This is a genomic window from Brachybacterium paraconglomeratum, from assembly GCF_039541415.1.
GTDB lineage: Bacteria > Actinomycetota > Actinomycetes > Actinomycetales > Dermabacteraceae > Brachybacterium > Brachybacterium paraconglomeratum_A.
This window is the reverse complement of sequence record NZ_BAABGE010000006.1, coordinates 33,775-59,520: the sequence shown is the minus strand read 5'-3', so window position 1 is coordinate 59,520 and position 25,746 is coordinate 33,775. Positions and strand designations below refer to the sequence as shown.

The window sequence follows — 25,746 nt, the reverse complement described above, 5'->3', positions numbered from 1 at the left end:
TCCTCAGACCGCCGCCACCTCTGACCGTGCCCAGGCCGTGACCTCACGCGCCAGGTCGCGGTCCAGCGCCGGGCCGGAGCGGCGCAGGAGCGTCGGCCGCCCCCGCAGCGCCCTGGGTCCGTCGGGACCGAGGTAGGAGCCGGGCGGGAGCGGCTGGGTCGCGGCGAACAGCACCGCGGCGGCGCCTCCCGTCGGCGGCATGGCGAATGGCCTGGTCACCTCGGTGACCAGCCGATCCAGACGGGCGGAGCCGGTCGCGTTCTGCAGGTTCGTGAGCACCCAGCCAGGGTGCACGAGCTGCAGGTCCACCGGCCCGCCCCGTTCCTGCAGCCGCTCGGAGAGCTCGCGCCCCCACAGCATCGTCACGAGCTTCGAGCGTCCATAGGCGGCGCGCAGGGACCAGCCGCTGCGGGAGAAGTAGGGATCGGACAGGTCGATCTCACCGAAGGCGTGCGCCTGCGAGGCCGTCACCACGACCCGCCCCCGCACCAGCGGCAGCAGCAGATCCGTCAGCAGCAGCGGCGCCAGGGCGTTCACTCCGGTCATCAGCTCGAAGCCGTCCGCGGTGAGCCCCCGGCGGCGGGTCACCAGTCCCGCGACATGGATCAGCAGATCGATCCCGCGGGCGTCCGTGAGCTCCGCGATCTGAGCGGCCGCGGAGCGGACAGAGGAGAGCTCCGCCAGGTCGAGCTGGACCAGGCGGACTGCCTCCTCCCGGCCGGTCTCGCGCACGATCCGGGACTGGACCACCTCACCTTTGGACCGGCTGCGCACCGCGAGGACCAGGTCCGCGCCCCAGCGGGCGAGCTGGAGCGCCGCCTCCCGCCCCAGGCCGTCGCTCGCTCCCGTCATCACGACGGTGCGCCCGCGCAGATCGGGTTCGTGCAGATGCTCCCAGGCCATGGCGTTCATCGCGCCATCGTAGGGGCGCGGACGACGTCGTGCTCCGCGTACGATGACAGCCAAGAATCCCCTTCGGCCTCCTCAGAGGAGATGGCAATGATGGCTCAGTACACCGGTGTCGCAGTCAGTCCTGGCCGGGTGATCGGCACCATCCGCTCGATGGCGCCGCCGGTCGCCGAGCCAGCCACCGGGGACACCCTCGCGGAGGGAGCGGACCGCGCTGTCGAGGCAGAACGGATTCCCGCGGCGGCCGCTGCCGTGCAGGCCACCCTGATCCGGCTCGCGGGGCGTGCCTCGGGGGAGGGGAAGAAGATCCTCGAGGCCACCGCCCAGATGGCGGCGGATCCCTCGCTGACCCAGACCGCGCAGGGCTTCGTCCTCACCGCTGGCAAGACCCCGGAGCGGGCCGTCTGGGAGGCCGGCGACCAGGTCGCCGGAATGCTCGAGGGGCTCGGCGGCTATATGGCCGAGCGTGCCACCGACGTGCGTGACGTGCGTGCCCGCATCGTCGCCGAGCTGCGCGGCGAGCAGGCCCCGGGCATCCCTGAGGGCGAGGAGCCCTTCGTGCTCACCGCCATCGACCTCGCCCCGGCGGACACCGCGACCCTCGATCCTGCCCGAGTGATCGCTCTGATCACCTCCGACGGCGGTCCGCAGTCCCACACCGCGATCCTCGCCCGGCAGCTGGGACTGCCGGCGATCGTCGCGGCCAAGAGCATCCACGAGTTCGCCGACGGGACCGAGGTGTTCGTCGACGCCGGACTCGGCACCATCACCGATGAGGTCACCGAGGAGCATCACCGTTTCGCTGCCGCGTGGACCGAGCTGCAGAAGAACCCGCTCACCTATGAAGGCGGGGGCGGGGTGCTCTCCGACGGCACCCGGGTGCAGCTGCTGGCCAACATCGGCGGCGCCAAGGACGCCGAGACGGCCGCCGCCGCGAACGCGGACGGAGTGGGCCTGTTCCGCACCGAGTTCCTGTTCCTGGACCGTGAGGACGAGCCCTCCGTCGAGGAGCAGACCACGGCCTACGTCGAGACCTTCGCGCACCTGCCCGGCAAGAAGATCGTGGTGCGCACGATCGACGCCGGCGCCGACAAGCCGCTGCCCTTCCTCACCGACGCCGACGAGCCGAACCCCGCGCTCGGCGTGCGCGCCTATCGCACCTCCTGGGAGAAGCGCTCGGTGCTGACCAATCAGCTCGACGCGATCGCCGCCGCCGCGAAGCAGTCCGAGGCGAAGCCCTGGGTGATGGCGCCGATGATCGCGACCGTCGATGAGACCGAGGACTTCGTCGCGATGTGCCGCGAGCGGGGGCTGGAGCCGGCCGGGATCATGGTCGAGACCCCTGCCGCCGCGATCACCGCGGACCGTCACCTCGCAGCGTGCGACTTCGCCTCGATCGGCACCAATGACCTCACCCAGTACACGATGGCCGCCGATCGTCAGCTCGGCTCCCTCGCGCATCTGAACACTCCGTGGCAGCCCTCGGTGCTGGCACTGGTCAAGGCCACCTGCGATGGGGCCCGCGCTGCGGGCGGGGATCCAGAGGCCTTCGGTGAGAGCGCGAACAAGCCCGTCGGCGTGTGCGGCGAGGCCGCCGGTGACCCGGGCCTCGCGGTGGTGCTGGTGGGCCTCGGCGTGAACAGCCTGTCGATGACTCCGCGCTCGTTGCCCGTGGTCGCGAAGGTGCTCTCCACGGTGACCCTTGCGCAGGCACAGGAGCTCGCGGCGAAGGCAGTCTCCGCCCGCACCGCGGAGGACGCGATCAGCGCCGTCCGCGCCGGCCTGCCGATCCTCGGAGAGCTGGGGCTGTGACCACGGGGTCAGTGACCCGCTGACCTGCTCTCCGCAGAGACGAAGGGCGCCCCACCGGATCGGTGGGGCGCCCTTCGACTCTGTGCGCGGCTTGCTCACGCCTCGGCGTCGAGGTCCTTCTCCAGGAGAGCGGCGAGTGCGTTGACCGACTCCTCGGCGCCCTCGCCCTCGGCCCGCAGGGTCACCTCGTCGCCGTTGCCGGCACCGAGGGTCATCAGCATCAGCATGCTCGATGCCTGCACGGCGTTGCCGCCGGCCTTCTCGATGGTCACGGTCGCGGGCTGCTCGGCCGCAGCCTGGGCGAAGATGCCAGCCGGGCGGGCGTGGAGTCCGGAGGAGCTGGCGATCTTGACGGTGCGCTCTGCCATGGTGTGTGCCTTTCGTGGGGTCACGTGTGTGAGGGGAATATACCGTGCCCGGATGGGCAGGGCGGGGTGGACCGGTCGGGTGCTCAGCGCGTGGTGCTTGCGGCGATCAGTGCACGCACCTCGGGGAACAGCGGATGGGTGGGCTCGAGACCTGCGATCTCTGCGGCGGCGGCGTCCGCATCGCCTCCGCGCAGGATCTCCTGCAGTCGGTCGACCTCCTCATCCCCGTCCGGGGTGAAGGCGAGTGCCGCGCCGAAGGCGGCCAGCAGGCCGTCATGCTCCATCCCGCGCTCGGCGAGGGCGGCGGCGGGGCCGATGATCCGGTCATCGCGCGAGAGCTTGCGCAGCGGCGCCCTGCCCACCCGCTCGACGGGATCCGGCAAGGAGGTGTTCGCGAAACGGCCCAGCACCTTGGCCCGGTAGGAGGCCATCTCCTCCTCGGAGAAGCCGTGCACCGCCACCAGCAGCGAGGAGGTCTCGGCGAGCACCGATTCGACCTCGACCGCGACGGCAGGATCCGAGATCGCTTCCGCGATCGTCGCGTGCCCTGCCGCCCAGCCGTGCCAGGCGGTGGTGGCATGGCCGGTGTTGACCGTGAACAGCTTCCGTTCGATGTACGGGCCCAGGTCATCGACCCAGGTGATCCCCGGGACGTCGAGCTCATGGCCTTCGAACGGCCCGCGCTCGACCGCCCATTCGTAGAAGTCCTCGACGGTGACGTCCAGGCCCGCGCCGTCGGCCTGGACCGGCACGATTCTGTCCACCGCGGTGTTCGCGAACAGGGCCTTCTCGTCGAGGTCGTCACCCTGATAGGCGGCGCGGATCTCCTGTTCGAGCAGATCTGTCGCATTGATCGCGTTCTCGCAGGCCAGCACCGCGAGCGGTGGAGCCCCGGCGGGGCGGGCGGCGATGCCGGCGGCGATGTTCGGTGCCACGAACTTCAGGATGTGCGCACCGACGGCGGTGGTCACCAGATCTGCGGCGGCGATCTCCTCGGTCAGCGACTCCGGATCCTGCGCCGAGTTGATCGCACGGAATCCGTCGACCGTGGTGCTCGTGGGCTGCTGGCCCACGGTGCGCACCTGGTAGGAGTCCGCCTGCTGCAGCTGCGTGACGAGGTCCGCGGAGACGTCGGAGAAGACCACCTCGAACCCTGCCTCGTGCAGCAGCAGGCCCACGAAGCCACGGCCGATATTCCCGGCCCCGAAATGTACGGCTCTCATCAGTGCCTCACTCCTTCGTATCGCCGAGGATCTCGAGGATCTCCTCGGTGGTGGTGGCGTTCTTCAGGCGCTCCACCTGGGCGGGGTCCGAGAAGGTCATCGCGACCTTCTGGAGCAGCTCCAGGTGCTCGTTGCCCACTCCCGCGATGCCGATCACGAAGGTGGTGGGATTCCCGTTCCAGTCGATGCCGCCCGGGTAGCGGACGAACGACATCGCCGAGCGCTTGATCGTGGACTTGGCATCGTTGGTCCCGTGCGGGATCGCCAGCCCGTTGCCCATGAAGGTCGAGACGGTCGCCTCCCGGTCGTGCATCGCGGAGACATAGCCCGTATCCACCGCGCCGGCGGCGACCAGCAGGGCGCCGGCCTCATCGATGCCCGAAGCCGAGTCGGTCGCGGAGCCGTCCAGGACGATGCTCTCCGGGGCGAGGATCTCGGGCCCGGAGTCCGCGCTGGCGGTCGCATCGGCGGCAGGCCCAGCGTCGGCGGCCGCAGCGTCGGCGTCCGCCGCTGGGGCTGCGGCCCGGCGGCCATGGACGGCGCCGGCAGCTCCTGCTGTCGCCGCTCCCGCCCCTGCGGCCGTAGCAGCGGTCCCAGCGGGTGCCGCCTGCTCGGCCGGCTGCTCGGTCGTCGGCTCCGCATCCGACTCCGGGTTGTTGCGCTTGCCGACCAGCCCCACGACCTCGTCGTAGCGCGGGGAGTTCATGAACTGGTCCACGCTCACGTGCACCGCAGAGCCGGTGCGCTGACGCGCACGGTCGGTGAGCTCCTTCTGGGTCACCACCACGTCCCACTCGTCGTTCAAGTTCGAGATCGCCTTGTTGGTGACCTCGACGTCGGTGAAGCCGGCCGCGCGCACCTTCTTACGCAGCACCGTGGCACCCATGGCCGAGGAGCCCATGCCCGCGTCGCAGGCGAAGACGATCTTCTGGATCGGGCCGGTGTGCCCGGAGTCGTCGGCCGCCGCGACCGCGCCAGCGCCCGCTGCACCAGCACCGGTCAGAGCACCGGCGACGGAGGACTTCTTGCCCTTCATCTGCTCCATCTTGGCGGTGGCGGCGCCGATGTCGCCGTCATCCTGCTTGCCGATCTTCAGGAACAGCGCCGAGAGCGCGAAGCTCACCGCAGCCGCGGCGAGCACCGCGAGCGCGATGCCCAGGTAAGAGTCACGGGAGGCCACACCGAAGATCGCGAGGATCGAGCCGGGGGAGGCAGGGGCGATCAGGCCGGTCCCGAAGGCGGCGTTGACTGCGACGCCCGCCATGCCGCCGCCGATCGCGGCGAGGATGAGGATCGGCTTCATGAGCACGTAGGGGAAGTAGATCTCGTGGATGCCGCCGAAGAACTGGATGATCGCGGCACCGGGGGCGGTGGCCCGAGCAGCGCCGCGGCCGAAGAACGTGAAGGCGAGCAGGATGCCAAGGCCCGGGCCGGGGTTGGCCTCGAGCAGGAACAGCACGGACTTGCCGTCGATATCCGCCTGGGCGATTCCCAGCGGGGTGAGCACGCCGTGGTTGATGGCGTTGTTGAGGAAGAAGACCTTCGCCGGCTCGATGAGCAGCGAGACCAGCGGCAGCAGACCGGCGTTGACCAGTGCAGCCACGCCGTTGGACAGCAGGGTCATCAGGCCGTTCACCAGCGGGGCGAGGCCGAAGAATCCTCCGACCAGGGCGAAGAAGCCGAAGATGCCGGCGGAGAACATGTTCACGAGCATCTCGAAGCCGGCCGGGATGTGGTCCTGCCACAGCGAGTCGAGCTTCTTCATCACCCAGGCCGCGAGCGGCGCCATGATCATCGCGCCGATGAACATGTGCACCTGGCCGAGTTCCGCGAACTTCTCCGCGGGGTTGCCGTCGGCCACCCACTGCTCGAGCAGCTGGACGTTCTCCTGCTGGATCAACCAGTCGGAGCCGCCGATCACGCCCATGGTGGCGATCACGCCCACCACTGCGCCGCGCGCCTCATAGATCATGCGGCCGCCGGTGTTCGCGATCAGCAGGGGCAGCAGGTAGTGGATCATCGGCCCGACGACGCTGGCCAGCGGCTCGTTCGGGGTCCAGCCATCAGGGATGAAGAAGGCGGTCAGGAGACCCCACGCGATCAGCGCGGGGATGTTCGGCATCACCATGTTCGACAGGGAGGTGCCGACCTTCTGCAGCGCCACGCGCGGACTGAATCCGCTTGGTGCCTCGGTCGTTGTGCTCATGCGACATCCTCGGGGACGGCCGGGACGTCACAGGCCCCGGTGGGGACGACGCGCGCCGGCTGGCGCGCTGCGACCGATCGGGGCCTACCCCGGACATCGTGCTGAGGGGTGCTCCGGCGGCGTGGGAGCAGTCTAGACCGGAATCAGGCGTTGTCAGTGGTAGCAGAGGGGATGGCGTCCTCGGGATGCTCCGTGCTGCGGGTGGCCCTCCACCGGCGATAGGACAGCAGCGTCAGTGCGATCACGATGGTCCAGGAGATCGCCACCACCGCACCGGAGGCGATGCCCGGCTCGACCAGGAACGCTCCGACGGCGATGAGGGAGATCTGACCCGGCAGCGCCGAGAGCGCAGTGGCGATGAGGAAGTCGCGGCTGCTGATGCCCAAAGCGCCGCTGCCGTAGTTCACCGGCCAGTAGGGGATGCCGGGCATCAGTCGCAGCGTGCACACCGCATAGAACCCGCCGTTCTCGAGGCGGTCCTCGACCAGCTCCGCGTGCGATCCGAGAGCGCGCATCACCGTGTCCCGGCCCAGGCCCCGCGCCACCCAGTAGCCGCCCCAGCAGCCGAGCGTCACCCCGATCATCGACAGCACGGTGCCACCGGGCACCCCGAAGAGCATCCCGCCGGCCACCGCCATGATCGTCACCGGGATCGGTGTCAGGGCCACCGCCGCGTAGAGCGCGATGAAGGCGAGCGGACCCCAGGCACCGAGCTCGGCGATGTCCGCGCGCAGCTCGTCCACGGACGGCAGGCGCACGTTCAGCGCGAGCCACACCATCACCAGCACGGCGAGCACGAGGGTGACGTTGCGCAGCACGGAGCCCCAGGGCACCCCGCCGCGCGTGCGGGCAGGGCCGTCGGAGACTTCGGGGGTCTCGCCGGTCTCGGGATCGGGACGGTCTGGCATCCCGCGATCCTAGAGGCTCGGCAGCCGCTCAGCGCTCCGTGGGCTCGACCCGGGCCTCCCCGGCGCGCACGGCCAGCGGCAGGTGGTTGCCCGCCGGCGGGCGCGGACAGGTGCCCCAGGCGCTGAAGGCGGACGGGAAGTTCAGGGAGAAGTTGAGATCCACGTGCACCCGGTCGCCGTCCAGCTGTGCGCTGACCTGACGCCAGTGGGCGCTCTCGGAGCCGGAGGTCTCGTCGGTGAACAGGATGCTGGATTCGCCGGTGAGCACGAGATCCACCTCGGTGCCGGCGATCTCGAGGGTCACGACCCCGGGGGAGGACAGCTCCTGCTCGAGCCACGGCAGCGCCGAGCCGACTCGCACCGTGGCGGGCTGGGCCCGGAAGGTCCCGGTATGCACGAAGGCAGGGTCGTAGGGAAAGGTCGGCACCCCGTCGAAGGCGGCCAGTCGTGGCGCCGCCGGGTCGAGCAGGCGCAGGCCGATCCGCCCGCCCCGACGGATCACATCGATCTGCACGTCCTCGCCGAAGCTCGCCAGGCGGACGTCACCCGCGGAGGTCACGGTCGTGACGACGACCCCGTCATCCGCGCGGACGCCGATCTCCGAGGAGTCGGCGAGCAGCGTGAGCTCCGTGCCTCCGAAGCGCACGACCGGTCGATCCTCGATGATCTCCCAGCTGCCCGGAACCTCGCCAAGACGCTGCGGCCCGGCCGACGGGTCGATCCAGTGCAGCGCGACCTGGGAGAGGATGCCGTGGCGTGCGGCCAGGGATTCATCCCGGCGGCGCCGGAAGTTGGTCCAGGAGGCGGGGCCGTCGGCCCGCTCGGCATCGGCCCGCTCGGCGGCGGCGGTCGGGGTGTGTTGCGTCATCGGGCTCTCCTCGGTAAGGGCGGTGGCGCGAGTCTCCTCCTCGTCCCAGGCTCCTGGCGAGCCTGCCGTGATCTGCGTTCACACGGTGCGAGACCCGCGCCGGGCCGGCCCCCTCCCAGGAGTGATCAGCGCAGGGATGTTCAGCTCTGGACTGATCAACGCAGAGCGGAGACGCTGGCGCCGCGCCACCGGCCCGGCGAAGACTCGCCACATGAACACCACCTCACCTCCAGCCACGACCACCGCCGCCCTCACCGACCGCATCGATCTCGGCCTCCTCCACCAGCGCGTCCTGCTGCTGGATCGGGAGCTCGATCAGGACAACGGCGCCCAGCTCAGCGCCGGACTGCTGCTCCTGGCCGCCGAGGACCCCGACAGCGACATCACGCTGCTGATCAACTCTCCTGGCGGGCTGGTGCCCGCCATGCTCGCGATCGGGGACCTCATGGACCTGGTGCCCTGCGATGTGCGCACCGTCGCTCTGGGCATGGCCTACAGCGCCGGCCAGTACCTGCTCACGCACGGCACCCCCGGCAAGCGGAGCATCCTCCCGCACGGGCGGGTGCTCATGCATCAGGGATCCGCGGGCTTCGGCGGCTCGGCAGCCGATATCGAGATCCAGGCCGAGGACCTGCGCGCGAACCGAGATCTGCTCATCGACCTCACCGCCGAGCGCACCGGGCAGGCGCGGGAGACTATCGCTCGCGACTCCGAGCGAGACCGCTTCTGGTCAGCGCCCGACGCCGTCGCCTACGGCTTCTGCGATCAGGTGATCACCGATCTGGGCGAGATCCTCCCGATGTGGTCCGCCGCGACGACGACAGGACTCGGCCGATGAGCAGCTACACGATCCCCAGCGTCATCGAACGCACCACCGGCGGCGGAGAACGGACCACCGACATCTTCTCCCGCCTGCTCAGCGACCGCATCATCTACCTCGGCACCGAGGTGGACGACGGAGTGGCGAACACGATCATCGCCCAGGTGCTGCACCTGGAGAACGAGTCGCGGGACACCCCCATCCAGATCTACCTGAACTCCGCCGGCGGGGACGTGCAGGCAGTGCTCGCCATCCACGACGCGCTCGCCTATGTGCGCAGCCCGATCGCGGTGACCTGCGTGGGCCAGGTCGTCGCCGCGCCGGTGCTGCTGCTGGCCGCGGGAACTCCCGGGATGCGGGCCGTGCTGCCGCACTCGCGCGCGGTGCTGCGACCGCTCGAGGCCAGCGGACGCGGAGCGATCCCGGACCTGATCCTTGCCGTCGAGGAGGTCGAACGGGTGCGCCGCCAGCTGGAACAGCTGCTCGCGGAGTCGACTGGCCGCGACGCCTCGCAGGTGAGGCCGGACCTCGAACGCGAGCGGGTGCTGGATGCCGCGGCGATCGTGGAATACGGGCTCGCCGACGAGATTCTGCTCAGGCGGCCGACAGCATGACGTCGCGCGGGCGGAGCGGGCGGAGGGAGGGTCGGTGCCGTCCGTTGACGACGGACCTCGCCCCGAGCTCGAGCTCAGGCTCGAGCTCAGGCGGCGCCGAGCGCGGAGCACGGGCGAGGTCGAGCAGGACGGGCCGGGCGTAGGGCTGGGCCGACGACCGGGCTGCGGGCGTGGCTGCGGGCAGAGCCGAGGACTGAGCTGAGGACCGCGCTGCGGACTGCGCTGAGGACCGAGCCGAGGGCTGTGCCGCTTCGGACATCAACTGGGCGGCCGTCACGCCGAGCGCTCCGCAGATCGCAGCGAGGATCTCGCTCGAGGCGTCCTTGCGCCCACGCTCGACGTCCGAGAGGTGCTGCATGCTCACCCCGGCCTGCCCGGCGACATCGGTGAGAGTGCGTCCGCGCTCTCGTCGGCGACGGCGCAGGGCGCCGCCGATCAGCTCTCGCAGCAGAGGCTCCAGCGTGGTCATGGGATGACGGTACGCCGCCTGCGACGACCCCGCCGGAGCCTCTGCTGTGGGCAGAACCAGGCTCCGGCGGGTTCAGAGGTCAGAGCTGTCCCTGCGCCTCCGTGCCTGCGGGGATGGGGGTCATGCGGGTGACCAGGCCCGGCTTCTCGACCAGGTCCGCCACATCGGCGCGCAGGATCTTGACCTCATCGCTGTCGCCGTGGGTGTCGAGCGCCTCGACGGAGGACCACTTCTCGATCATCGTGATGGTGCCGTCCTCGGCGTCGTGGATCGCATAGAGCTCGCAGCCGTTCTCTCCGTGCACGGCGGCGATGCCGCGATGCATGGCCTCGGCCAGCTCCTGCTTCTTGCCGGGCTTGGGGTAGAAGATCGCGGTGACGACGACTGCGGTCATGGGGGCTCCTGGTGCTGATCGGGGTGGGGTCCTGACCGCCCATCCTGCCCCGTCCGGCCGGGAGCCTCCACACCGTCCGAGCGCTGGGCGCTCAGCGGTGCGCGATCGTCAGACTCGGTCGCCGAGCCTCAGCGGGCCGGGGACAGCCCGACCAGCTCGGCGCTGCGCTGCCACAGACCCTCGGCGAGTGCGAGGTCGTCGGCCTGCGGGTTCACGCGCGTGGTGGGCCGGTCCTGGTCGTAGTAGCGCCCGGAGGTCCAGGTCGAACCCGGCACACCGGTGAGGAACCAGGCCAGGGTCGCGCCGCCCTGTTCGGGGCTGATCATCGGTGCGAGGCGCGCCAGCGGCGACTGATAGAACCAGCGCATCGAACTCGCCGATCCGGCGGAGAAGCTCGTGCGCACCAGCCCGGGGTGGAATGCCGCGGAAGAGAGCCCCTGGTCGTGGAACTTCGCGTGCAGGCTGCGGGTGAACAGCACGTTCGCGAGCTTTGCATCCCCGTAGGCCTTGCGCGGGCTGTATCTCCGCTCGTTGCCGAGGTCGGAGAGGTCCAGGTGCCCGAACAGCCGGTTCGCCATGCTTGAGGTGTTCACGACCGAGGCGCCCCCGGGCAGCAGGCGTGGCAGCAGGAGAGTAGTCAGCAGGAACGGGGCGAGGTGGTTGACCTGGAGCGTCTTCTCGAAACCGTCGAGGGTCGGGGTGCGGTCGCCGAAGATTCCGCCGGCATTGTTGGCGAGCACGTCGATGCCGTGCTCGGCGGTCGCCGCTGAGAGCTCCGCCGCGAGGCGGCGCACGTCATCGAGACGAGCGAAGTCGGCGATGAAGTGTTCGGCGTCGATCTCCCGCGCGACGGCCGCAGTCTTCTCCGGTGAGCGACCGACCACGAGCAGGCGGACGCCCGTGCCGGCGAGCTGACGGGCTGCGGCGGCGCCGATCCCGTCGGACGCGCCGGTGATGACGATGGTCGTCGGTGTCTGGGCCTGTGTTTGGGACGGCTCGCCGGTCGTTCTCCGACCCGACGCATTCTGGTGGCTGAGGTTCTTGCCCATGCGGGTCAGTCCTTGCTCGTGTCGTGGGTGGAGACGTCGCCCGAGTTCTCCAGGAAGCGTTCCAGCAGCTTCGCCAGCTGAGTCTGCTCCTCGCGCGTGAGCCGGGCGTCCAACAGTTCCTGCTCGGCGTTGACATGGGGGACCACGATCTCGTCGACCAGCTCCCGACCGGCGCCGGTGAGGCGTACCAGCACGCGGCGCCGGTTGGAGGGGTCCATCGTCCGCTCCAGCAGGCTCTTGTCCTCCAGGCGCTGCAGGCGGTTGGTCATCGCAGCGCCGGTGATCATGCTCGAAGCGGCCAGCTCGCCGGGGGTGAGCGTGTACGGGGATCCGGAACGGCGCAGGGTGGCGAGGGTGTCGAACTCTCCGCGATGCAGTCCGAACTTCTGGAACGTCGTCTGCAGTGCGCGGCTCGCGATCTCGTCGACGCGTGAGAGGCGGCCGATCACCCCCATCGGAGTGGTGTCGAGGTCTGGGCGCTCCCGCGCCCACTGGGCAAGGAAGTCGCTTACGCGATCGGCCATGTCCTCGCCTCCCGGAACATTCGACGCCTAAGTGTTTGACGGAATCCTATCGCGGGCCTCGTTTTTTAAACATGAAACAGTTAGATGTCGAAGAGTTGAGGGCGAGGCGCCTCGCCTCAGGGGGAGCCCCCTCGGGTTCGCGCCCCGTATCGCACGCCGCGCAGTCGCCCGCACCTGCCGGCGGGCTCATGGTCGCGCTGACCGCGATCGCCCCGATCACCTGGGGCACCACCTACGTCGTCACCACCGAGCTGCTGCCACCGGACCACCCCCTGTGGTCGGGAGCGCTGCGCGCCCTGCCTGCCGGCCTGCTCGCCCTTGCGTTCAGTCGAGCCCTTCCGCGGGGCAGCTGGTGGTGGCGCTCCCTGCTCCTCGGCACGCTCAACATCGGCGCCTTCTTCCCGATGCTGTTCCTCGCCGCCTACCTGCTGCCCGGGGGAGTGGCGGGAGTGTTCGGCGCCGCCGGGCCGCTGCTGGTCGCGGCGCTCGCCGCGGTCCTGCTTCGGGAGCGGCCGACGGCTCGCCGACTGATCTGGGGAGTCATGGCCGTGCTCGGGGTTGCGGCCATGGTGCTCGGGCCCGACTCTGCTCTGGATCCGCTCGGCATCCTTGCGGGCATGGGAGGCGTGACCTCGATGGCGTTGGGGACCGTGCTGTCCAAGAGGTGGCGGCCGCCCGTCGGGCCTGTCGCGTCCGCGGGCTGGCAGCTCACCGCCGGTGGTCTGGTCATCCTCCCGCTCGCCCTGATCGTCGAAGGCGCACCGCCGGCGCTCGATGCGCAGGCGGTCGCGGGCTACGCCTGGCTCGCGCTCGTCGGCGGACTGCTCGCCTACACGCTCTGGTTCCGGGGCCTGGGCCGGCTGCCTGCTGGCGGGGCGGCCTTCCTTCCGGTGCTCTCCCCGCTGGTCGCCGCCGTGCTCGGGTTCCTCGTGCTCGGCGAACAGCTCACGCCTCTCCAGCTGGGCGGCTTCACGCTGGCCCTGGTTGCTGTGGCCGCCGCGCAGGGGTCCCGTCGGAGGCGGAGGACGGTGAGGGAGAGGGAATCCGCAGCACTGTGCGATCATATCGACGAACGATAGGTTTAGTCTGCTGCTCGATGGAGGAGAAAGTGATGGGTGCTGTACCTGTCCAGATCCTGCGCGTCATCATCTGGATCTCCCTGATCGGATCACTGCTCATCCAGCTGGGCTTCGTGCCCTTGATGAGCTGGGAGATGAATGACTCCGGGGCCCCGCTCGCAGCGATCGTCACCCTCGCCGCCCTGATCGTGCTCGGGGTGCTCGGCCTGCAGGTCGTCGGCGTCAGCATCCTGCGCCTGCTCACACTGGTCCGCCGCGGTCGGGTGTTCTCGCCGACGGCATTCCGTCACGTGGACCGGATCGTCGGTGCCGTCGCGGGGGAAGCGGTCGTGCTGTTCGCCCTGGCGGTGTTCGCATCGATCATCAATCGCCTCACCCCTGGCGATGAACTGGCCCCCGGGCTGATCGGCATGATCTGCGGCGCCTCTCTCGTCATCGCAGGCGTGGCTCTCGTGATCTACGTCCAGCGGCAGCTGCTGGCACAGGCCACCGAGACCCTTGCGCGTGCCGAAGGCCTGCAGTCCGAGCTCGACGAGGTGATCTGAGTGCCGATCGTCGTGGACATCGACGTGATGCTCGCCCGGAGGAAGATGCCCGTCGGCGTGCTCGCCGAACGGGTGGGGATCACCCCGGCGAATCTCTCCGTGCTCAAGAACGGTCGCGCCAGAGCGGTGCGCTTCTCGACGCTCGCCGCGCTGTGCGAGGTGCTGGACTGCCAGCCCGGCGATCTGCTCCGCTGGGAGCCTGACGCCGCTGACTCCGACGGGACCGAGCCCGCTGCGTGATGCCGCCCTGGGTTTGCTCAGCGTGGCCCGGCTGTGCGGAGGTGGTCGTGCAGATATCGGCCGGTGGCTGCCGCTGCCGCAGGGCGAAGGACGCCGGCACGTGCCTGGCCTCGTCGACGTCAGTCTGCGGGGCCTGGGGCGCGCGGCGGTGGGTGGAGGTCGACAGTGGCACGGTCGATCACGCAGCCCAGGCTGCGTGGTCACGCGCGAACGTCCCCGGCGTACGGTGGGTCACAATGGGTTTTGAGCACCACGGTTCATGTCGTAGTCTTCTGGAAGTCATCTACACGGCTCAGTCATATGGCAGAATCTGTGGACGACACGCACGGCGCAGGATGCCTCCCTCGGAGGCGACCGACGACGGTCGCGCAGCACTTCCGACGAAATTGGGACTTCATTACCTCCTCCGCACTGCCTTTGTACGACGACGCTACGGCGTTACCCCTCACGATCGCGCCGATGGCCGCTACCGCAGCCGTTGCAGCGCTCCCCACCCTCTCCTGGCTCCGAGCCGAGGACGACGTCCACGTCGCCACGCTCGCCGGAGAATTCGCCGGCCATGTCGTCAGCACCTCTGCTGACGCGCCGGTCCACACGGCCTACGGGCCCCAGTTCGGCCGCATCGGCGACTTCATGTCGCTGGCCGCGGCTCAGGCGGCCCTTGTGGCCGCACCCGCCCCGCAGTACGGCAGCGGTGACCGCATCGGTCGCCGTGACGCCAGGGGCACCACCCATCCGCGGCGGCGCCGTCGTCACGGATACCCGGGCCACGAAAGTGGTTCACGACTACGAAGGAATATCGCCATGGCTACTGGCATCGTCACCTGGTTCAACTCCGACAAGGGCTACGGCTTCATCGCCCCCGAGGACGGCTCCGCCGATGTGTTCGCTCACTTCAGCGCCATCGCCGGCACCGGCCGTCGCGACCTCGAGGAGAACCAGCGCGTGGAGTTCGAGACCGAGCAGGGCCCCAAGGGTCTGCAGGCAGTGAACATCCGCGCCCTCTGAGCGCTCCGGCCGATCCACGTATCGGCCGCATGACCTCGACGCCCGTCGGGTCCGGCTTCGGCCGGGCACGGCGGGCGTCGTGCTGTCTCCACCGCTCCCGCGGTCACCGGGTCCTTCGAGTCCTCATCGACGGCACCGGACGGTCTGTCACGCTCCCAGTGCACTCCAGGGCAGAGCTGTCACCATGGCCTGATGGACGTCGAGCAGCTGGGCCGCGAGATCACGAGCCGCATCATGCCCGACTCCGCTCCCGCGACCGGCTGGTGGATCCTGCTCGCGCTCGGCGTCGCGCTGGCAGCCGTGGGGCTGCCGCCGCTGTGGCGGCCGGCGCGGCTCGCGGTGACGATCGTGCACGAGCTCGGTCACGCGGTCATCGGGATGCTGATGGGGCGGCGCTTCACCGGCTTCGTGGTCAGCGCCGATATGTCCGGGCATGCGGTGACCGTCGGCCCGCGCCGCGGACTCGGCAGGGTGGCCTCCACCTGGGCCGGCTATCCGGCGCCCGCGATCGTGGGCGCGGTGCTGGTCCAGATCTCCCTGCACGGCTGGGCGCGCACCGCGCTGTTCGTCGCACTGGTGGTGCTGGTGCTGTCCCTGGTCTTCACCCGCTCGCTGCACACCCTGGCGGCGGTGCTGGGCACCGCTGTCGGAGTCGGCGCGCTGTGGTGGTGGGGGAGCCCCGCGCTGGCAGCCCTGCTGACCCTGGCCGCCGGGGTGTTCCTGCTGCTGGGGGCCTGGCGGCACCTGGGCGCGGTGATCCGGCGCGGCGGCCGCGCCGACGATCCGGCCCAGCTCGCCCAGCTGACCCCGCTGCCGGCCTGGGGATGGCTGCTGAGCTTCGCGCTCGTGCTCGGTGCCTGCAGCTGGTGGGTGGTGGCGACCCTCGCATCGCTGAATGCGTAGGCTGGCCCCTGCTGCACCCGCCCATCCTGAGGAGCCCCATGTCCGCGATCGCCGTTCCGGTCCACCGTCCCGTCCTGGCCGATGCCCTGGCCCCGCACCGCACCCGAGTGCAGGACGCGGGACTGGTGCTCGCCGGCGCCGGTGTTGTCGCCCTCCTCGCGCAGCTCACGATCCCGCTGCCGCTGGTCCCGATCACCGGCCAGACCCTCGGCGTGATCCTGGTCGGCGCCGCTCTCGGCTCCCGCCGCGGCGCCGCAGCGCTGCTGACCTACCTGCTGGTGGGCCTCGCGGGCGCCCCGGTGTTCGCCGAGTTCACGGGCGGACCGGCCTCGATCCTCTCGCCCAGCTTCGGCTTCCTGCTGGGCTTCATCCCCGCCGCCTTCGTGGCCGGCTGGTTCGCCGAGCGCGCCTGGGACCGCACGCCGCTGCTGGCCCTGGCCGGTTTCGTCGCCGCGAGTGTGGTGCCCTTCCTGTTCGGCGTGCCCTATCTCGCCATGATCCTGAACGCTGTGATGGGTGCGGAGCTGGGCCTCGGCGGGATCCTCGCCGCAGGTGTCTGGCCGTTCCTCGTCGGCGGACTGGTCAAAGCGGCGATCGCCGCTGTGCTGATCCCGGTGGCGTGGAAGGCGGTGCGCGCGCTCGACCAGCGCCGCTGACTCTCGCTGGACGTGCACTCCCGCGCGGCGGCGCTCAGATCGTGAGCGTCGCCGCGCGCACCAGGAGCACCACGAAGGCCATCGAGGGCAGGAACGCCACCGTCAGCCACACCTTCCGGTAGGACAGGATCGCGAGGAACTCGCGCAGGGTGGCGCTGGGGACGTAGTAGAAGGCCGTCGGCCCCCCGATCGCCTCGTCGGCGTAGCCCAGCGAACGCGCCAGCAGTGCGGCGCGGAAGGCGTGATAGCGGCTGGTGGAGACGATATAGGGCCCCTGATGGCCCGCGTCGTCGAGGAGCTGGTGGGAGAGCGTCAGGTTCTCCCGGGTGGTCCGCGACTCGGTCTCCGCCAGGACGCGAGCTGCGGGAATCCCGACCTCCTCGAGCAGGTACTCGGCCATCGCCTCGCCCTCAGCGCGAGGCTCGTCCTCGCCGCGGCCACCGGAGGGGACCAGCAACGGGTCTCCTCCCGCCGCCAGCAGCCGCTCGCGCTCGCGGACTGCGCGATCCAGCCGGCTGCGCAGGAGCTTCGGGACCTCACCGTCGATCAGCCCGGAGCCGTGGATGATGATCCCGCCGGTCTCCAGCTGCTTCGGGAAGAGCTGATAGGGGATCGAGGCGCACAGGAACACCAGGAACGCGAGCCCCACATGCAACGAGAGCAGGGCCAGCAGCGCGCCGGCGCCGATGCCCAGCGGCGTCAGCGTGAGCACGAGCGCCGCTGAGGCCACCGGGGCGCCCAGCAGCGCGAGGCCCGTCACCGCGGAGAGCAGGTTCCCCAGGGAGCGGCCCTCTCTGCGCACCACCGTCAGCCCGTTCCAGATCAGGAAGACGCCCAGGCCCAGAATGCCCAGCAGTGCGAGGCCCGCGCCGGCGAGCACCAGCAGATCACCGAACAGCAGTGTGGTGGAGACCAGCTGCGCGAGTGCCCCGATGCTCGAGTGCAGTGCGAGCAGCAGCAGCACCCCGTTGCGCACCCGTCGGCGGTCCCGCCGGAAGACCAGCAGGTAGGCCGCCCACCACAATGCGGCCCAGATCAGCGCACCCAGCATCCATGACTCCTCACGACGTCGCGGCGCTCATCGTCGCACGGCATCCCGGTCAGCCGGGACAGCTTCCGAGCTCAGCGAGCCAGCGGCGCCGCGAAAGGGGAGACGTGCTGGCCGATGTGGGCGGCGAGGACATCGGTGTGCTGGGCCTGGTTCGCCGCCACCACCGCGAGGAAGCGGTCATGGATCGAGGCGCCGGAAGCGTCGTGGCCGTTCAGCGAGTCGCCGTAGCCCACGTGCAGGATCTGGCGAGCATCGTTCGAACGGATCAGCTCCACCAGGTCCACGCCCTCGAGCGAGGTGGGGGTGCGATCCTCATGGGCGGAGACCTGGTAGCTCGCACGGGCCTTCACATAGGAGGCGCGAGAGATGTCCCAGATGCTCGAGAACAGCTCCGGATCATGGGCGGCGACGATCTCGACACCGCACAGGTAGCTGGTGCCGGAGGTCTTCAGGTGCACCAGGCCCTGGGTCGCCTCGATGCACAGCGGGTAGATCGAGAACTTGTCCGAGCCTGAGTGCAGCGAGATCTTGTAGCCGCCGAACTGCTGGGAGATCGCGTGGTGCGCCTCGAGGTTCAGGCGCAGCTCCTCGGCGTCGCCCAGGAAGTCCAGGCCCTTCTCGAAGCCGTCCACATAGCGCGGGGCGAAGCTGAACCAGGAGGCGCCCAGGCGCCTCAGCTCCGTGGCCAGGTAGAAGTGCTCGAAGAAGGTGGTGAGCCACGTCGTCTCATCGACCGCGAACTCGATCTCGATCTCCTGGGTCGCGTTCTCGGTGGCATGGCGGTACATGCGCATCGACTCCACCACCGCGCGGCCGTACTTCACCACGGCGGTGAGGACGTCCTGCTCGGTGACCTCGACCTGCGAATGGCCGACGTCCAGGGTCATACCCACGTAGCGCTTCTTCACCTCCGCGAGGGAGTCCTCGAGCTGGTCCCAGGGCAGCGCTGCGGCGTCGGCCTCGGTGACGCCGGCGGTGACGTCGGCGACCATGTCGCCCGGGTCCAGGGTGAACATCACGAAGCCGGCCTCGAGGCCGCGGTCGATGCCCTCGGTGGTCTTGATGTGGTCGCAGTCGGCGCCGAAGCCGCTGTCCCAGCCGGCCTCGACCAGGCCGAAGATCGCGTCATCCATCACGGACTGGGCGCTGCGGCCCAGGCGGTCCATCTCGCGGATCGACTGCTGGGCGAGGACGGGCATCACGCCGGCGCCCTGGGTCGCGAAGGCACGCGCCTGGCCGGGGGTGGCGAGGCCAGTGCGGTCGCCGGTGCCGACGGAGGTGCGGTGGCCGCCGATCTTCTGCGGGCGCAGGGCCGGGAAGGCGGCCTGCAGCGCCTTGGCATTCGCCGTGGACAGCGGGCCGGTCAGCACATGGCCGTCACCGGCCGCCGCGGCCTCTCCCTCGAAGGAGGTCAGTGCCGTCGCCGCGGAGGCGATGAGCTGGAGCGAGCGGGCGGAGCCGTCATAGCGGATGCTCGCCTCGAGGGAGTCATTGCGCAGGGTCATGAAGTTCTCCATTTCGGAGGGGTGGGGACGTCCGTTGTCCCGACGGCACCCTCACCGTATGGCGTAAACGATTGCATACATTTGGCCTGCATGGAAGGCCATTCTTCCGCTAGTCTCTCCCTAGCGACTGCAAACTTTGCAGTCCATGGAGGAGGCGAGCATGGCGGTGACACTCAAGGACGTGGCGAAGCAGGCAGGGGTTTCGATCGCGACTGCGTCCCGTGCCTTCCAGCGCCCCGAGATGGTCGGCGCGGACTCTCTGACCCGAATCCGGGCGGCCGCGGACGAGCTCGGATACAGCCCCAATCGCACTGCGCGCGCGCTGATCACCGGCCGCGCCGGGGTCTACGGGGTGATCGTCCCCGACCTCGAGAACCCCTTCTTCCCCGCCGTGCTCAAAGGAGCCCAGGCGCGCGCGCACCAGCTCGGTGCCCAGCTGCTGATCACCGATGCAGGGGAGTCGCCGGACGGCGAGCTGCCCTTGGTGCGCACGCTCGCCCCGCAGGTCGACGGGATCATGCTGTGCTCGAGCCGGATGGATGAGGACTCCCTGCGGGTGGCCGCGACCCTGACCCGGCTCAGCCTGGTGAACAGGGTCTCGCCCGAGCTGCCCGGCGTCTACGCCGATCCTGAGCCGGGCATCCCCGCAGCGGTGCAGCACCTGCGCCGGCTCGGACACCGCCGGATCGGATATGTGAGCGGCCCTGCCGTCAGCCGCTCCGACCAGGCGCGCCGTTCCGTGATCAGCCGTATCTGCGCCGAGGCCGCGCTGGAATGGGTGGAGATCGGGCCCTTCCCTCCTACCGCCGACGGAGGCCGTGCCGCCGCAGAGGCGCTGCTGCAGACCGATGCCACCGCGGTGCTGGTCTACAACGACCTGATGGCGCTGGCGATGATGGAGCGCCTGCGCAGCTACGGCGTGGAAGTCCCCGGCCAGATCAGCGTGCTGGGCTGGGACGACATCCCCTTCTCCGCCATGGTCACGCCGGGCCTGGCCACCATCCGGGTGCCGCGCTACGACATGGGCGCCCGGGCGATCGAGATGCTCCATCAGGGGCTCCGCGAGGAGGTGGAGCCCCTGCATCTCGGGTTGGCGACGCAGTTCGTCCCGCGGGGATCGATCGGTCGGGCCGACGGCGCGGGCCTCAGCGCGCTCAGCGGCCTCGGATGAGGTCGGCTGAGGGAGCTCGTGCTCTACGCTCAGCCCATGAATGACCTCTCCACCCCGATCGGGGACATCGCCGGAATCGGCCGTCCCGCCGCCCGCGCCCTGGCCGGCATCGACCTCCGCACCGTCGGTCATCTCGCAGGCCGCGACTGGGAGCAGCTCGCGCGGCTGCACGGGGTGGGCTCAGCGGCCGGGCGGCGCCTGCAGGCGGAGCTCGAGCGCCATGGAGCCACCCTCCTGCACCCGCCCGCTCCCGACCATCGGCAGGCCGTGGTCACCCAGGGCGCGACGGGCACGGGGGCGTCGGACATCCTCACCCATGCCACCGGGATCGACCCGGCGCAGTACATCGCCGGGCTCGATGCACGCCGCAGCCGCGAGGGCGCCGCGCTGCTGGCCCTGTTCGGCGACGCCACGGGGGAGCCGGCCACCATGTGGGGGCCCAGCATGATCGGCTACGGCGAGGTCCACTACCGCTACGCCAGCGGCCGCGAGGGCGACACCTTCCAGCTCGGATTCAGCCCCCGCAAGGCAGAGCTCGCGCTCTACGGCATCCAGGGCTTCCCCCGTTCCGAGGACCTGCTGGACCGGCTCGGCAGGCACCGCAGAGGCGTGGGCTGCGTCTGGGTCAGGAAGCTCGAAGACATCGACCTCGAGGTGCTCCGCGAGGTGGTGGCCCACGCCTGGCAGAGCGGGCCCTCCGCCGCCTGAGCGGGCGCGTGGGCGGTGACGCTCCGCTCAGCAGGGCCCCCTGGAGTGCACCCCGTGCCCGGTGCGGCCTACTGTGCTCCGTGAGATCCCGCGAGCTGGGACAGGCCACCGGACGGGCGAGCAGCCCCTTCGGTCGAGGAGAGGACGGCGAGGGCATGTCGCAGCTGGAGCGCACGCGCGTGGAACGGCTTCTGTTCGTCGGCCGGCGCTCGAAAGCCGCATGCGTGATCCTCGGGATCGGCGCCCTGATGGTCATCCTCTACTCGAGCGTCTTCAAGCTCCTGATGGTGCACGAGGCGGTGGATCACTCCTGGGCCACCGCCGTGTACTGGACCATCACCACCATGTCCACGCTCGGGTACGGGGACATCACCTTCACCACCGATCCGGGTCGGCTGTTCTCGCTGTGCGTGCTGCTCAGCGGAGTCGTCTACATGCTGGTGCTGCTGCCCTTCTTCGTGATCCAGTACGTCGTCACCCCCTGGCTGGACCGGCGTCGCGCCGCTCGGACCCCGCGGAAGGTCCCGGCGACGCTGCGGGACCACGTGCTCCTGGTGGGCTCCGACGCGGTCACCCAGGCCTTCGCCGCCCGCGCCGAGCGCTCCCAGGTCGCCGCCGTGGTGATCCTCGAGGACCCCGCACTCGCCGGAGAGCTGCATGACCAGGGGCGACAGGTGATCGTCGGCCCCCTGGACTCCGCGATGACCTATCGAAACGCCGGGGCGTCGCGAGCACGACTGGTGATCTCCACCCTGTCGGACACCGCGAACACGAACGTCGCCTTCACCGTGCGTCAGGCCGCCGCCCAGGTGCCGGTCGCGGTGACCGCCTCGAAACCGGTCTCGGTCGACGTGCTCGACCTCGCCGGCGCTGATCACGTGCTGGAGCTCGGCGCGGTGCTGGGCCGCGAGATGGCCTCGCGAGTGCTGGGCTCGACCGGACGGTTCCATGCCATCGGCTCCTTCGGCTCCACCCTCATCGCGGAGGCGGCCGCCCGCGGCACCTCATTGGTGGGCCTCACGCTGGGGGAGGCGCTGCCCCTGCTGCGCTCGCGGGTGCGCATCCTCGCGATCATGCGCAAGGGCAGGCTGCGCGCGATGACGCCGGATCTCCGTATCACCGACGGGACGGTGCTGGTGCTCGCAGGCCAGGCGGCCGACCTTGCACAGTACGACGAGCAGTTCCAGAGCGCGGAGATCTCCGAGGAGCCCGTCGTGATCCTCGGCGGCGGCCGGGTGGGACGATCCGCCTCCCGGGCGCTGAGCGACGAGGGGATCCCGAACACGATCGTCGAGATGCTGCCGGGACGGGTGGAGAACTCCTACTCGGTGCTCGAGGGGACGGCGAGCTATGCCATGGTGGCGGGGGACGCCGCCGACCAGCGGGTGCTGCGCCGGGCAGGCCTCGAGAACGCCTCGGCCGTGCTGGTCACCCCCCGCGACGACGACCTCAACGTCTACCTCACGCTGTTCTGCCGACGGCTGCGCCCCGAGCTGCAGGTGGTCTCCCGTGCCACCTATGAGCGCAACGTCGCCACGCTCTATCGAGCCGGCGCCGACAGCGTGCTCTCCTATGCCACGACGGGCGCGACCGACCTCTGGAACCATGCGGGTCTCAGCCATCGGGTCCTGGTCGCCGAGGGGAACGAGCTGTTCCTGGTGCCGCGTCCCGCCTCGCTCGTGCGCCGCTCCGTGCGGGATGATGAGGTGCGCCGACGGACCGGCTGCCACATCGTCGCGGTCCTGGACGAGGAAGGCACCTTGGGCTACGACACCGAGTCGATCCCCTCCGCCCCGGGGCAGCTGCTGCTGCTCGGCGACCGGCACGCGGAGCGCCGCTTCCGCCAGGTGTACCTGGGACGTCGCAGGCTGCGCCGCTAGGCTGAGAGCAGCCACCTCATCGTCCTCAGGAGACCCATGCCGTCCGCCTCCATGCCGTCCGCACCCGTGAAGCTCGCCGTGGGCGATGCCGCGCCCGCCTTCGACCTGCCCACCGCCGGTGGCGGCCGCGTGGACCTCGCCGCACTGCGCGGAGCCCCGGCGCTGCTCTGGTTCTATCCGGCGGCGAACACCTCCCTGTGCACCAAGCAGGCCTGCGACCTGCGGGACAACCATCAGCTGTTCCTCGATGCCGGTTACCGCGTGATCGGAGTGTCGCCGGATCCGGTGGCAGAGCTGGATCGCTTCGTCGCCGAGCAGCAGCTTCCCTACACGCTCGCGTCTGACGAGGGCCACCAGGTGATGGAGGCCTACGGGGCGTGGGGCGAGAAGAATATGTACGGGAAGCTGGTCCAGGGCACCATCCGCTCCACCTTCGCGATCGACGCCGACGGTGTCCTCACCTTCGTGAAGTACCGCGTGGGCACCCCGAAGCACATCGCGCTGCTGCAGGAGAAGCTCGGCCTCTGAACGGCTTGCTCACACTGTGACGTGATCTGCGCGCTCTCGCTTTGGTGCACCCCGCGCCGTACCCGTATGCTGTGGCGGCGTGCTGCGCGAGAGCCAGCACCAGGAGACGTGGCAGAGCGGCCGAATGCGCTCCCCTGCTAAGGGAGTAGGCGACCAAAATCGCCTCGGAGGTTCAAATCCTCTCGTCTCCGCCGATGGCCGGAAGTGACCGGCCCGCGGCAGCAAGAAGGCCCCGACCCTGCGGATGACCGCGGGGGAGGGGCCTTCTCACGTCCGGGCTCAGGGGAGCGGACTGTCCTCGCCGAGCGGGGTCCACTCGGGTCCGTCGGACTCCAGCAGATCGGGGTCGCGCACCACATCCTGCTGCTTCGCTCCGCTGCGCAGGCGGGTCGCCAGCTCCTGCAGGGTCTCGCGAAGCACCGCGCGGGCGCGCGAGGAGTCGCCCGCCCAGAGCGCCTCCAGCAACGCCTCATGGACGGCCGTGATGTCGGCCCGGACGCCGAAGCCACGAGGATCCGAGAAGCTCCCCATCCGGGTGAGGATCACGATCGTGCTCATCGCGGTGACCAGGAACCGGTTCCGTGCGAGCTCGGCGATCTGCTGATGCAGCTCGAGGTCCGCGTTGCCCGCCTCGATGACCTCTTCGGCTGCGAGCGCGCGACGGGTGCGTTCCAGAGTGTCCCGCAGCGGGCTCAGCAGCTCCTGGGCAGAGGTCTCGTCGCCCTTCGCACGCAGCGCGCTGACACGATCGGCCACGATCGAGACGGCCTGCATCTCGATCCCCAGCCGGTAGTCGATGAAGTCCGACATGGTCCCGGCATCCATCGTGGTCACGAAGAGGCCGCGGCCCGGGATCTGGGTGAGCAGGCCATCACGCACCAGCCGCTGGCAGGCCTCGCGCAGCGAAGAGCGCGAGATCCCCATCTGCTTGGACACCTGCACCTCGGGGATGGTGTCGCCGGGGCGCAGATCACCGGAATAGATCGCACTGCGGAGCTCGAGCTCCGCCTGATCGATGATCGAAGGTCGACGGATGGGCTGCATCATCGGCAGCCGGACCGTCTCCTGGCGAGGTGGCATCGCATCCTCCTGTGCTCGAGCGCGATTCGCGCGGGGCGTCACCTAATCATCCGCCCTCGAACCCGTGCAGGCACGCCCGTGTCGAGTCATCGCCGTCACATCTCGGCACATGGACGGCCTGCTGTCCGGGTCACGACACCATCACGAAAGCGCTCTGAGGTCGGGGGGCACCCCATCTGGGCCGCTAGCGTGGGTGTGATCCGAATTGCTGATCTGCGGATTGTCCGACAGCAGGTAGTGTCGTCCATCACCGTAGAGCACGAGACATACACGTCAAGGGAGCATCTCCATGCAGAACCGCCGAAACTTCATCCGCGGAAGCGGTCTGGTCCTGTCGGCCGCCGCACTGGGCGGGCTGGCCGCCTGCAGTCGCACCAGCACTGGCGGCGATGGCGACACCGGAGCCGGTGGCGGCAGCAGTGACGGCGGCGGCGGGGGAGATCTGCTGAGCCAGCTGCAGGAGGCCGGCACCATCACCGTCGGCTTCGCCGGCGAGGCCCCGTACTCCTTCGAGGAGGGCGGCGAGCTGATGGGCGCAACCCTCGCCCTGCACCGCGAGATCTTCGGCGAGCTCGGCATCGACAACGTCGAGGGCAAGCTCACCGACTGGGGATCGCTGATCCCGGGCCTGAACTCCCGACAGTTCGACGCGGTCAGCGCCGGCATGTCGATCCTCCCGGATCGCTGCGCGCAGGCCGCCTTCAGCGAGCCGGAGTTCCAGTACACGACCGCGCTGATGGTGCCCACCGGCAACCCCGATGGCCTAGAGAACATGCAGTCCTTCGTCGACTCCGGCCTCACCGTCGCGACCATGTCCGGGGCCGTCGAATCCGACTATGTCGCAGCGCTCGGCCTGGACAGCATCGAGGTGGGCGGCCCGCAGGACGGAGTGGACGCCCTCAAGGCCGGCAACGCCGCAGCCTTCGCCCTCACCGCGATCTCGTTGAACTGGCTCGCCGACAACACCGTCGACGACGTCGAGGTGACCGAGAGCTTCGTCGCGGAGCTCGACGGCGTGAAGCAGGTCGGCGCGGGCGGCACGGTCTTCCGCCAGGAGGACACCTCGCTGCTGGACGCCTACAACGAGAAGCTCGCCGCGATCATCTCGGACCCCGAGCGCTACCTCTCGATCGTCGGCGAGTTCGGCTTCAGCGAAGAGGAGCTGCCGCCCGCGGACATGACCAGCGAGATCCTCTGCAGCGGTGACCTCTCCTCCCTGCAGTGACCC

27 protein-coding genes and 1 tRNA gene are annotated in these 25,746 nt (G+C 70.0%); 15 read left to right on the top strand and 13 right to left on the bottom strand.

Annotated features, from left to right (window positions below; all coding sequences use genetic code 11):
* Positions 1–3: 3 nt before the first annotated feature.
* Positions 4–912, bottom strand: coding sequence for an SDR family NAD(P)-dependent oxidoreductase (locus ABD893_RS09065; RefSeq protein ID WP_345078648.1), 909 nt, complete (start codon positions 910–912; stop codon positions 4–6).
* A 90-nt stretch (positions 913–1,002) separates the two neighbouring features.
* Here ABD893_RS09065 and ptsP point away from each other — a divergent pair, with 90 nt between their 5' ends.
* Positions 1,003–2,721 carry a phosphoenolpyruvate--protein phosphotransferase gene (gene ptsP, locus ABD893_RS09060; protein ID WP_345078752.1) on the top strand — a complete coding sequence of 573 codons (1,719 nt, stop codon included), beginning with the start codon at positions 1,003–1,005 and terminating at the stop codon, positions 2,719–2,721.
* A 95-nt stretch (positions 2,722–2,816) separates the two neighbouring features.
* On the opposite strand, the gene ABD893_RS09055 is transcribed toward ptsP, so the two are convergent.
* From ABD893_RS09055 to ABD893_RS09035, 5 genes are all read right to left on the bottom strand, one after another.
* Positions 2,817–3,089, bottom strand: a complete 273-nt coding sequence (locus ABD893_RS09055; protein WP_345078644.1) for an HPr family phosphocarrier protein — start codon at positions 3,087–3,089, stop codon at positions 2,817–2,819.
* An 83-nt stretch (positions 3,090–3,172) separates the two neighbouring features.
* On the bottom strand, positions 3,173–4,312 hold the full coding sequence (locus tag ABD893_RS09050) for a mannitol-1-phosphate 5-dehydrogenase (RefSeq protein ID WP_345078641.1): 1,140 nt from the start codon (positions 4,310–4,312) through the stop codon (positions 3,173–3,175).
* A 7-nt stretch (positions 4,313–4,319) separates the two neighbouring features.
* Positions 4,320–6,518 carry a PTS sugar transporter subunit IIA gene (locus ABD893_RS09045; protein ID WP_345078638.1) on the bottom strand — a complete coding sequence of 733 codons (2,199 nt, stop codon included), beginning with the start codon at positions 6,516–6,518 and terminating at the stop codon, positions 4,320–4,322.
* A gap of 143 nt (positions 6,519–6,661) precedes the next feature.
* The gene (locus tag ABD893_RS09040; RefSeq protein ID WP_345078635.1) at positions 6,662–7,426 is read right to left on the bottom strand and encodes a TVP38/TMEM64 family protein; all 765 of its coding nucleotides are present in this window, start codon (positions 7,424–7,426) and stop codon (positions 6,662–6,664) included.
* A 28-nt stretch (positions 7,427–7,454) separates the two neighbouring features.
* A complete protein-coding gene (locus tag ABD893_RS09035; protein WP_345078632.1) occupies positions 7,455–8,294 on the bottom strand; it encodes a DUF1684 domain-containing protein in 840 nt (279 codons plus the stop codon).
* 211 nt (positions 8,295–8,505) lie between these two features.
* Here ABD893_RS09035 and ABD893_RS09030 point away from each other — a divergent pair, with 211 nt between their 5' ends.
* Together ABD893_RS09030 and ABD893_RS09025 are read left to right on the top strand one after the other, a co-directional pair.
* Entirely contained in the window at positions 8,506–9,132 is a 627-nt protein-coding gene (locus ABD893_RS09030; protein WP_345078629.1) for a ClpP family protease, read from the top strand.
* The gene (locus tag ABD893_RS09025) at positions 9,129–9,728 is read left to right on the top strand and encodes a ClpP family protease (RefSeq protein ID WP_345078626.1); all 600 of its coding nucleotides are present in this window, start codon (positions 9,129–9,131) and stop codon (positions 9,726–9,728) included. The genes ABD893_RS09030 and ABD893_RS09025 overlap by 4 nt, the downstream gene beginning before the upstream one ends.
* Here the strand turns inward: ABD893_RS09025 and ABD893_RS09020 are convergent.
* The 4 genes from ABD893_RS09020 to ABD893_RS09005 form a co-directional block, all read right to left on the bottom strand.
* Positions 9,709–10,197, bottom strand: coding sequence for a helix-turn-helix domain-containing protein (locus ABD893_RS09020; protein WP_345078623.1), 489 nt, complete (start codon positions 10,195–10,197; stop codon positions 9,709–9,711). The two genes, ABD893_RS09025 and ABD893_RS09020, sit on opposite strands and share 20 nt — an antisense overlap.
* A 79-nt stretch (positions 10,198–10,276) precedes the next feature.
* Positions 10,277–10,591 (bottom strand): putative quinol monooxygenase, encoded by a 315-nt coding sequence (locus tag ABD893_RS09015; RefSeq protein ID WP_345078620.1) that lies wholly within the window; start codon positions 10,589–10,591, stop codon positions 10,277–10,279.
* A gap of 128 nt (positions 10,592–10,719) precedes the next feature.
* Positions 10,720–11,640, bottom strand: a complete 921-nt coding sequence (locus tag ABD893_RS09010; protein ID WP_345078617.1) for an SDR family NAD(P)-dependent oxidoreductase — start codon at positions 11,638–11,640, stop codon at positions 10,720–10,722.
* A 5-nt stretch (positions 11,641–11,645) separates the two neighbouring features.
* Entirely contained in the window at positions 11,646–12,164 is a 519-nt protein-coding gene (locus ABD893_RS09005; RefSeq protein ID WP_345078614.1) for a MarR family winged helix-turn-helix transcriptional regulator, read from the bottom strand.
* 188 nt (positions 12,165–12,352) lie between these two features.
* Between ABD893_RS09005 and ABD893_RS09000 the strand changes: the two genes are divergently transcribed.
* The 6 genes from ABD893_RS09000 (at position 12,353) to ABD893_RS08975 (ending at position 16,595) form a co-directional block, all read left to right on the top strand.
* On the top strand, positions 12,353–13,243 hold the full coding sequence (locus tag ABD893_RS09000; RefSeq protein WP_345078611.1) for an EamA family transporter: 891 nt from the start codon (positions 12,353–12,355) through the stop codon (positions 13,241–13,243).
* Positions 13,244–13,275: 32 nt separating this feature from the next.
* On the top strand, positions 13,276–13,788 hold the full coding sequence (locus ABD893_RS08995) for a DUF2975 domain-containing protein (RefSeq protein ID WP_345078608.1): 513 nt from the start codon (positions 13,276–13,278) through the stop codon (positions 13,786–13,788).
* Positions 13,789–14,028, top strand: a complete 240-nt coding sequence (locus ABD893_RS08990; protein WP_345078605.1) for a helix-turn-helix domain-containing protein — start codon at positions 13,789–13,791, stop codon at positions 14,026–14,028.
* A gap of 804 nt (positions 14,029–14,832) precedes the next feature.
* Complete coding sequence (locus ABD893_RS08985) at positions 14,833–15,036, top strand: cold-shock protein (RefSeq protein ID WP_299300980.1); 204 nt, start codon at positions 14,833–14,835, stop codon at positions 15,034–15,036.
* Positions 15,037–15,228: 192 nt separating this feature from the next.
* Positions 15,229–15,939, top strand: a complete 711-nt coding sequence (locus tag ABD893_RS08980) for a M50 family metallopeptidase (protein WP_345078602.1) — start codon at positions 15,229–15,231, stop codon at positions 15,937–15,939.
* Between the two features lie 38 nt (positions 15,940–15,977).
* Positions 15,978–16,595 carry a biotin transporter BioY gene (locus ABD893_RS08975; protein ID WP_345078599.1) on the top strand — a complete coding sequence of 206 codons (618 nt, stop codon included), beginning with the start codon at positions 15,978–15,980 and terminating at the stop codon, positions 16,593–16,595.
* 34 nt (positions 16,596–16,629) lie between these two features.
* Here the strand turns inward: ABD893_RS08975 and ABD893_RS08970 are convergent, their stop codons facing one another.
* Both ABD893_RS08970 and ABD893_RS08965 read right to left on the bottom strand, forming a co-directional pair.
* On the bottom strand, positions 16,630–17,646 hold the full coding sequence (locus tag ABD893_RS08970; protein WP_345078597.1) for a YdcF family protein: 1,017 nt from the start codon (positions 17,644–17,646) through the stop codon (positions 16,630–16,632).
* A gap of 71 nt (positions 17,647–17,717) precedes the next feature.
* The gene (locus ABD893_RS08965; RefSeq protein ID WP_345078595.1) at positions 17,718–19,151 is read right to left on the bottom strand and encodes a tagaturonate epimerase family protein; all 1,434 of its coding nucleotides are present in this window, start codon (positions 19,149–19,151) and stop codon (positions 17,718–17,720) included.
* Positions 19,152–19,311: 160 nt separating this feature from the next.
* Here ABD893_RS08965 and ABD893_RS08960 point away from each other — a divergent pair, with 160 nt between their 5' ends.
* The 5 genes from ABD893_RS08960 to ABD893_RS08940 all read left to right on the top strand — a co-directional run bounded on the left by ABD893_RS08960 (position 19,312) and on the right by ABD893_RS08940 (position 23,629).
* Complete coding sequence (locus ABD893_RS08960) at positions 19,312–20,322, top strand: LacI family DNA-binding transcriptional regulator (RefSeq protein ID WP_345078593.1); 1,011 nt, start codon at positions 19,312–19,314, stop codon at positions 20,320–20,322.
* 36 nt (positions 20,323–20,358) lie between these two features.
* Positions 20,359–21,030 (top strand): DUF1801 domain-containing protein, encoded by a 672-nt coding sequence (locus ABD893_RS08955; RefSeq protein ID WP_345078591.1) that lies wholly within the window; start codon positions 20,359–20,361, stop codon positions 21,028–21,030.
* Between the two features lie 80 nt (positions 21,031–21,110).
* A complete protein-coding gene (locus tag ABD893_RS08950; protein ID WP_345078589.1) occupies positions 21,111–22,910 on the top strand; it encodes a potassium channel family protein in 1,800 nt (599 codons plus the stop codon).
* A 51-nt stretch (positions 22,911–22,961) separates the two neighbouring features.
* Positions 22,962–23,438, top strand: a complete 477-nt coding sequence (locus tag ABD893_RS08945; RefSeq protein WP_345078747.1) for a peroxiredoxin — start codon at positions 22,962–22,964, stop codon at positions 23,436–23,438.
* A gap of 102 nt (positions 23,439–23,540) precedes the next feature.
* Positions 23,541–23,629: transfer RNA gene (locus ABD893_RS08940), tRNA-Ser, on the top strand.
* Between the two features lie 88 nt (positions 23,630–23,717).
* Here the strand turns inward: ABD893_RS08940 and ABD893_RS08935 are convergent.
* Positions 23,718–24,518: a GntR family transcriptional regulator gene (locus ABD893_RS08935; RefSeq protein WP_345078587.1), complete on the bottom strand. Its 801-nt coding sequence runs from the start codon at positions 24,516–24,518 to the stop codon at positions 23,718–23,720.
* A 289-nt stretch (positions 24,519–24,807) separates the two neighbouring features.
* On the opposite strand from ABD893_RS08935, the gene ABD893_RS08930 reads away from it, so the two are divergent.
* Positions 24,808–25,743 (top strand): transporter substrate-binding domain-containing protein, encoded by a 936-nt coding sequence (locus ABD893_RS08930; RefSeq protein WP_345078585.1) that lies wholly within the window; start codon positions 24,808–24,810, stop codon positions 25,741–25,743.
* The last annotated feature ends 3 nt before the right edge of the window (positions 25,744–25,746 follow it).